The 8,031-nt window shown below is 70.3% G+C and carries 5 protein-coding genes; all 5 read left to right on the top strand.

Annotated elements, in window-relative coordinates:
* Positions 1-180 precede the first annotated feature (180 nt).
* The 5 genes from EV189_RS10860 (at position 181) to fusA (ending at position 7,935) form a co-directional block, all read left to right on the top strand.
* Entirely contained in the window at positions 181-4,044 is a 3,864-nt protein-coding gene (locus tag EV189_RS10860; RefSeq protein WP_130492876.1) for a DNA-directed RNA polymerase subunit beta', read from the top strand.
* Positions 4,045-4,136: 92 nt separating this feature from the next.
* Positions 4,137-4,577: a hypothetical protein gene (locus EV189_RS10855; RefSeq protein ID WP_130492875.1), complete on the top strand. Its 441-nt coding sequence runs from the start codon at positions 4,137-4,139 to the stop codon at positions 4,575-4,577.
* 295 nt (positions 4,578-4,872) lie between these two features.
* Positions 4,873-5,247 carry a 30S ribosomal protein S12 gene (gene rpsL, locus EV189_RS10850; protein ID WP_121194689.1) on the top strand — a complete coding sequence of 125 codons (375 nt, stop codon included), beginning with the start codon at positions 4,873-4,875 and terminating at the stop codon, positions 5,245-5,247.
* Entirely contained in the window at positions 5,247-5,717 is a 471-nt protein-coding gene (gene rpsG / locus EV189_RS10845) for a 30S ribosomal protein S7 (RefSeq protein WP_130492874.1), read from the top strand. The genes rpsL and rpsG overlap by 1 nt, the downstream gene beginning before the upstream one ends.
* Positions 5,718-5,832: 115 nt before the next feature.
* Positions 5,833-7,935, top strand: coding sequence for an elongation factor G (fusA, locus tag EV189_RS10840; protein ID WP_130492873.1), 2,103 nt, complete (start codon positions 5,833-5,835; stop codon positions 7,933-7,935).
* The last annotated feature ends 96 nt before the right edge of the window (positions 7,936-8,031 follow it).

Genomic DNA, 8,031 nt, shown 5'->3' with positions numbered 1-8,031 from the left:
CGCGTCCCGGTGGTGTTTTTGTCGGGGGGGGGGTGGGGGGGGCCCCCCCCCCCCCCCCCGCCCCCCCCCGGCCGGTTGGGGGGGGGGGGGGGGGGGGGGGCCCCGGGCCGCGCGGGCCCCGCCGCCCTGACCCCCGCCTCCCATCGACTTCGCACGACCTAGAGCGAGAGAAGGAACCAGGTGCTCGACGTCAACTTCTTCGACGAGCTGCGCATCGGCCTCGCCACCGCTGACGACATCCGTCAGTGGTCGCACGGTGAGGTGAAGAAGCCCGAGACCATCAACTACCGCACCCTCAAGCCGGAGAAGGACGGGCTCTTCTGCGAGAAGATCTTCGGTCCGACCCGGGACTGGGAGTGCTACTGCGGCAAGTACAAGCGGGTCCGCTTCAAGGGCATCATCTGCGAGCGCTGCGGCGTCGAGGTCACCCGCGCCAAGGTGCGGCGTGAGCGCATGGGCCACATCGAGCTCGCGGCCCCCGTCACGCACATCTGGTACTTCAAGGGCGTCCCCAGCCGGCTCGGCTACCTGCTCGACCTGGCCCCCAAGGACCTCGAGAAGATCATCTACTTCGCGGCGTACATGATCACGTACGTCGACGACGAGCGCCGCCACGAGGACCTCCCGTCCCTCGAGGCGCAGATCTCCGTCGAGCGCCAGCAGCTCGAGCAGCGCCGCGACTCCGACGTCGAGGCCCGCCAGCGCAAGCTGGAGGAGGACCTCGCCGCCCTGGAGGCCGAGGGTGCGAAGGCCGACGCGCGCCGCAAGGTGCGCGAGGGCGCGGAGCGCGAGATGAAGCAGCTGCGCGACCGCTCGCAGCGCGAGATCGACCGCCTCACCGAGGTCTGGGAGCGCTTCAAGAACCTCAAGGTCCAGGACCTCGAGGGCGACGAGATGCTCTACCGCGAGATGCGCGACCGCTTCGGCGAGTACTTCGACGGGGGCATGGGCGCGGCGGCCATCCAGAAGCGCCTGCAGTCGTTCGACCTCGACGCCGAGGCCGAGAAGCTGCGCGAGATCATCCGCACGGGCAAGGGCCAGAAGAAGACCCGCGCCCTCAAGCGGCTCAAGGTCGTGAGCGCGTTCCTCAACACGACGAACTCGCCCAACGGCATGGTGCTCGACTGCATCCCGGTCATCCCGCCGGACCTGCGCCCGATGGTGCAGCTCGACGGCGGCCGCTTCGCGACGAGCGACCTCAACGACCTGTACCGCCGCGTGATCAACCGCAACAACCGCCTCAAGCGGCTGCTCGACCTCGGGGCGCCCGAGATCATCGTCAACAACGAGAAGCGCATGCTCCAGGAGGCCGTCGACGCGCTGTTCGACAACGGCCGCCGCGGCCGGCCCGTCACGGGCCCGGGCAACCGCCCCCTGAAGTCGCTCTCCGACATGCTCAAGGGCAAGCAGGGCCGGTTCCGCCAGAACCTGCTCGGCAAGCGCGTCGACTACTCCGGCCGCTCGGTCATCGTCGTCGGCCCGCAGCTCAAGCTGCACCAGTGCGGCCTGCCCAAGCAGATGGCGCTGGAGCTCTTCAAGCCGTTCGTGATGAAGCGCCTGGTCGACCTCAACCACGCGCAGAACATCAAGTCGGCCAAGCGCATGGTCGAGCGCTCGCGCCCGGTCGTGTGGGACGTGCTGGAGGAGGTCATCACCGAGCACCCGGTGATGCTCAACCGCGCGCCCACGCTGCACCGCCTCGGCATCCAGGCCTTCGAGCCCCAGCTGGTCGAGGGCAAGGCGATCCAGATCCACCCGCTGGTCTGCACCGCCTTCAACGCGGACTTCGACGGCGACCAGATGGCGGTCCACCTGCCGCTGTCCGCCGAGGCGCAGGCCGAGGCCCGCATCCTCATGCTGTCGAGCAACAACATCCTGAGCCCGGCTCACGGTCGTCCGATCACCGCGCCGACCCAGGACATGGTGCTCGGCATCTACTTCCTCACCTCCCAGCGCGAGGGCGCCGAGGGCGAGGGCCGCGTGTTCTCCTCGATGAGCGAGGCGATCATGGCCCACGACCAGCGCTCGCTCTCGCTGCAGGCGCGGGTCCGCATCCGCTTCGACTCCCTGGTGCCCCCGGTGGGCACCGAGGCGCCGGCGGAGGGCCCGGTCCTGCTCGAGACGACGCTCGGGCGCGCGCTGTTCAACGAGGCCCTGCCGGCGGACTACCCGTTCGTCGACAGCATCGTGGACAAGAAGGTGCTCTCGGGGATCGTCAACGACCTCGCCGAGCGCTACCCGAAGGTCCAGGTCGCGGCGACCCTCGACGCGCTCAAGGCGGCGGGCTTCCACTGGTCGACCCGGTCCGGCGTCACGATCTCGATCGAGGACGTCGTCACCCCGGCCGAGAAGCAGAGCATCCTCGACACCCACGAGGCGCGCGCGGAGAAGGTGCAGGGCCAGTACGAGCGCGGCCTCATCACCGACGACGAGCGCCGCCAGGAGCTCATCAACATCTGGACCGAGGCGACCAACAAGGTCGCCGAGGCGATGCAGGCGTCCTTCCCGCTGCACAACACCGTGTTCATGATGGTCAACTCGGGCGCCCGCGGTAACTGGATGCAGGTCCGCCAGATCGCCGGCATGCGCGGCCTCGTGGCGAACCCCAAGGGCGAGATCATCCCGCGCCCGATCAAGGCGAACTTCCGCGAGGGCCTCTCGGTCCTCGAGTACTTCATCGCCACCCACGGCGCCCGCAAGGGCCTCGCGGACACGGCGCTGCGGACCGCGGACTCGGGCTACCTCACCCGTCGCCTCGTCGACGTCTCGCAGGACGTCATCATCCGCGAGGAGGACTGCGGCACGACGCGCGGCATCGTCATGCGCATCGGGGCGCAGTCCTCGGACGGCCGCCTCGTGCGCGCCGACAACGTCGAGACCAGCGCGTACGCCCGCACGCTGGCCGAGACCGCCACGGACGCGTCCGGCGCGGTCGTGCTCGAGGGCGGCGCCGACCTCGGCGACGTCGCCATCGGCACGCTCATCGAGGCGGGGGTCGACCGGATCAAGGTCCGCTCGGTCCTCACCTGCGAGAGCAAGGTCGGCACCTGCGCCAAGTGCTACGGCCGCTCCCTGGCGGCCGGCAAGCTCGTCGACGTCGGCGAGGCGGTCGGCATCATCGCCGCCCAGTCGATCGGCGAGCCCGGCACGCAGCTCACGATGCGCACCTTCCACACCGGTGGTGTGGCGGGTGACGACATCACCCACGGCCTCCCGCGCGTGGTCGAGCTGTTCGAGGCCCGCACCCCCAAGGGCGTGGCCCCGATCGCCAACGCCAGCGGGCGGATCCGCATCGAGGACACCGACAAGCAGCGCAAGCTCGTCGTCGTCCCCGACGACGGCTCGGAGGAGGAGGGCTACCCCGTCTCCAAGCGCGCCCGCCTGCTCGTCGCGGACGGCGACCACGTCGCGGTCGGGCAGCAGCTCGTCCAGGGCGCGGTCGACCCCAAGGAGGTCCTCCGCATCCTCGGCCCGCGCCAGGTGCAGATCCACCTGGTCGAGCAGGTCCAGGAGGTCTACCGCTCGCAGGGCGTGTCGATCCACGACAAGCACATCGAGGTCATCGTCCGCCAGATGCTCAAGCGGGTGACGATCATCGAGTCCGGCGACGCGGAGCTGCTGCCGGGCGAGCTGGTGGAGCGCTCGCGCTTCGAGGAGGAGAACCGCCGCGTCGTGGCCGAGGGCGGCACTCCCGCCTCCGGCCGCCCGGAGCTCATGGGCATCACGAAGGCCTCGCTCGCGACCGAGTCGTGGCTCTCGGCGGCGTCCTTCCAGGAGACGACGCGGGTCCTCACGACCGCGGCGATGGAGGCCAAGAGCGACCCGCTGCTCGGCCTCAAGGAGAACGTCATCATCGGCAAGCTCATCCCGGCCGGTACGGGCCTGCCCCGCTACCGCAACATCCGGGTCGAGCCCACCGAGGAGGCGCGCGCGGCGATGTACTCCCTCCCCGGCTACGAGGACCTGGACTACTCGCCGTTCGGCCAGGGCTCCGGCCAGGCCGTGCCGCTCGAGGACTACGACTACGGGCCGTTCCGCGGCTAGTCGCGTCCCGCACGTCCGGACCGCCCGTCCCCTGCCGGGGGCGGGCGGTTCGTGCGTGCAGCGACCCTGCCGCGGTCTGGCAGGATGCGCGCGTGAGCTCCCAGCCCCCGTGGCCTCCCGACCAGCCGCAGCCGCACGGACAGCAGCAGCCCTGGGGCCAGCAGCAGCCGTACGGCCAGCCGCAGCCGTGGGGGCAGCCGGGCTGGGGCCCCGGCCCGTACGCGCAGCCGCCGGCCAACGACGGGACGGCGGTGGCCGCGCTCGTCTGCGCCATCGCCTCGTGGGTGGCGTGCCCGGTCGTCCTGGCGGTCGTGGCGCTGTTCCTCGCCAGCAGCTCGGACCGCGCGATCCGGGAGTCGGGCGGCGCCAAGGGCGGGGAGGGGCTCAACAGGGCCGCGCGGATCATCGCGTGGGTGCACCTGGTGGTGTTCGGCCTGATCATCCTCGCCGTGGTCGCGGTCGTCGTGCTGGCAGTGGCGTTCGGCGGCGGGTCGTCCGGCTCCTCGACGGGGGTGCTCGGGACGGTGCGCTGACCCCGGCGTCCGCGGGCGGCACCGGCGCCTCGTGGAGGAGGTCGCTCCCCGGACCCGGCCGCTTTTGACCTCGGGCCACCCGCCTGGGTACTCTCGTACGTCGAGCCTGGGTGTCCCCAGGCCTACGCGTGTGCGCGACCACCCCGCACCGCCGCAGGACGTCCACGGAGCACGAGCCCCGAAGACGCGGGCGACACGCCCGACCGCGGGGGTACGGAGGCCGTGCAGACGACGCAGCTCCGCCCGCACCGTGCGGCGGGCGCGGGATGGGATCTGGAGAGGAAGTAAGGACGCGGTGCCCACGATTCAGCAGCTGGTCCGCAAGGGCCGGCAGGACAAGGCGACGAAGACCAAGACGCCCGCGCTCAAGGGCAGCCCCCAGCGCCGAGGCGTGTGCACGCGCGTCTACACGACGACCCCGAAGAAGCCGAACTCGGCGCTCCGCAAGGTCGCGCGCGTCCGCCTCACCAGCCAGATGGAGGTCACGGCCTACATCCCCGGCGTCGGCCACAACCTGCAGGAGCACTCCATCGTGCTCGTGCGCGGCGGTCGTGTGAAGGACCTCCCCGGTGTCCGCTACAAGATCATCCGGGGCTCGCTCGACACCCAGGGCGTGAAGAACCGCAAGCAGGCTCGCAGCCGCTACGGCGCGAAGAAGGAGAAGAGCTGATGCCGCGCAAGGGCCCGGCTCCCAAGCGTCCGCTCGTCGTCGACCCGGTCTACGGCTCGCCGCTCGTGACGCAGCTCGTCAACAAGGTGCTGCAGAGCGGCAAGAAGTCCATCGCCGAGCAGATCGTCTACGGCGCCCTCGAGGGCTGCCGCGAGAAGAACGGCGCCGACCCCGTCGTCACGCTGCGCCGCGCGCTGGACAACGTCAAGCCGACCCTCGAGGTCCGCAGCCGCCGCGTCGGTGGCGCGACCTACCAGGTGCCGGTCGAGGTCCGCCCGACCCGCTCGACCACGCTGGCCCTGCGCTGGCTCGTGTCGTACTCCCAGGGCCGCCGCGAGAAGACGATGACCGAGCGGCTCATGAACGAGCTGCTCGACGCGAGCAACGGCCTCGGCGCCAGCGTCAAGCGGCGCGAGGACACCCACAAGATGGCCGAGTCCAACAAGGCCTTCGCGCACTACCGCTGGTAGTCACCTACCGTTGTCGGTGACGGGGGCGGGCCCCACCAGGGCCCGCCGCCGCCGGGCCGGCACACCGGCTCTGCACCGAGACACCCCCGAGACTTCTGAGGACGCGTAGACCTTCATGGCGACCGACCTGCGTACCACCGACCTGGCCAGGGTCCGCAACATCGGGATCATGGCCCACATCGACGCGGGCAAGACCACCACCACCGAGCGGATCCTGTTCTACACCGGCATCAACTACAAGATCGGTGAAGTCCACGAGGGCGCCGCGACGATGGACTGGATGGAGCAGGAGCAGGAGCGGGGGATCACCATCACCTCCGCCGCCACGACCTGCCAGTGGGACAACCACACCATCAACATCATCGACACCCCGGGGCACGTCGACTTCACCGTCGAGGTGGAGCGCTCGCTGCGCGTCCTCGACGGCGCGGTCGCGGTCTTCGACGGCGTCGCCGGCGTGGAGCCGCAGTCGGAGACCGTCTGGCGCCAGGCGGACCGCTACGAGGTCCCCCGCATCTGCTTCGTCAACAAGCTCGACCGCACCGGCGCCGAGTTCCACCGCTGCGTCGACATGATCGTCGACCGCCTCGGCGCGACCCCGCTGGTCCTGCAGATCCCCGTCGGCGCCGAGGCCGGCTTCAAGGGCGTCGTCGACCTCATCGCGATGAAGGCGCTGCTCTGGAGCGACGAGGCCGCCAAGGGCGAGATGTACGAGACGGTCGACATCCCCGCGACGCACACCGAGGCGGCGCAGGAGTGGCACGACAAGCTCATCGAGACGCTCTCCGAGAACGACGACGAGCTGATGGAGCTCTACCTCGAGGGCCAGGAGCCCACCGAGGAGCAGGTCATCGCCGGCATCCGCCGCGCGACGATCGCGAGCAAGATCACGCCCGTCCTCTGCGGCTCCGCGTTCAAGAACAAGGGCGTCCAGCCCATGCTCGACGCGGTCGTGCGCTACCTGCCCTCCCCGCTCGACATCGGCGCGGTCGAGGGCCACAAGGTCGGCTCCGAGGAGGAGACGCTCACCCGCGAGCCGAGCGACGAGGCCCCGCTCTCGGCGCTCGCGTTCAAGATCATGAGCGACCCGCACCTCGGCAAGCTCACCTACGTGCGCGTCTACTCCGGCACCCTCACCGCCGGGACCCAGGTGCTCAACAGCACCAAGGGCCACAAGGAGCGCATCGGCAAGGTCTACCGGATGCACGCCAACAAGCGCGACGAGATCGACCGCGTGGGCGCCGGCCACATCGTCGCCGTCATGGGCCTGAAGAACACCACCACCGGTGACACGCTCTGCGGGCCCGAGGCGCCGATCATCCTCGAGTCGATGAACTTCCCGGCCCCGGTCATCCAGGTCGCCGTCGAGCCCAAGTCGAAGGGCGACCAGGAGAAGCTGGGCGTCGCGATCCAGCGCCTCGCCGAGGAGGACCCGACCTTCCAGGTCCGCACCGACGAGGAGACGGGCCAGACGATCCTCGCCGGCATGGGGGAGCTGCACCTCGAGGTGCTCGTCGACCGCATGCGCCGCGAGTTCAAGGTCGAGGCCAACATCGGCAAGCCGCAGGTGGCGTACCGCGAGACCATCCGCAAGACGGTCGACCGCTACGACTACACGCACAAGAAGCAGACCGGCGGCTCCGGCCAGTTCGCGAAGGTGCAGATCGCCCTCGCGCCCACCGGCGGCGGCGACGGCGGCTACGAGTTCGAGAACAAGGTCACCGGCGGCCGCATCCCCCGCGAGTACATCCCCTCGGTGGACGCGGGCGCGCAGGAGGCCATGCAGCTCGGCGTCCTGGCCGGCTACCCGATGGTCGACATCAAGATGACGCTGCTCGACGGCGCCTACCACGAGGTCGACTCCTCCGAGATGGCCTTCAAGATCGCCGGCTCGATGGCCTTCAAGGAGGCCGCGCGCAAGGCCGACCCGGTGCTCCTCGAGCCGATGATGGGCGTCGAGGTCACCACCCCCGAGGACTACATGGGGGAGGTCATCGGCGACCTCAACTCCCGCCGCGGCCAGATCCAGGCCATGGAGGAGCGGCACGGTGCCCGCATCGTGCGCGCGCTGGTCCCGCTCTCGGAGATGTTCGGCTACGTCGGGGACCTGCGCAGCAAGACGCAGGGCCGCGCGAGCTACACCATGCAGTTCGACTCCTACGCCGAGGTGCCTCGCAACGTGGCCGAGGAGATCGTGAAGAAGGCGCGCGGCGAGTAGCTCGCCCCGTACCACCCCCCGGGTGACCGGGATCCCCCCAAGCGTGCGACCACCCAGGTCGCGCAGCACGACGCAGTAGTCCTGAGGAGGACACCA

This window comes from Motilibacter rhizosphaerae, from assembly GCF_004216915.1.
Taxonomy (GTDB): Bacteria; Actinomycetota; Actinomycetes; order Motilibacterales; family Motilibacteraceae; genus Motilibacter; species Motilibacter rhizosphaerae.
The sequence above is the reverse complement of the archived record's forward strand: the minus strand, read 5'-3'. Positions and strand labels throughout refer to the sequence as shown.

Excerpts from the sequence above, each read along its gene's own strand:
- rpsG (WP_130492874.1), top strand. The coding sequence starts at position 5,247 with ATGCCGCGCAAGGGCCCGGCTCCCAAGCGTCCGCTCGTCGTCGACCCG.
- fusA (WP_130492873.1), top strand. The coding sequence starts at position 5,833 with ATGGCGACCGACCTGCGTACCACCGACCTGGCCAGGGTCCGCAACATC.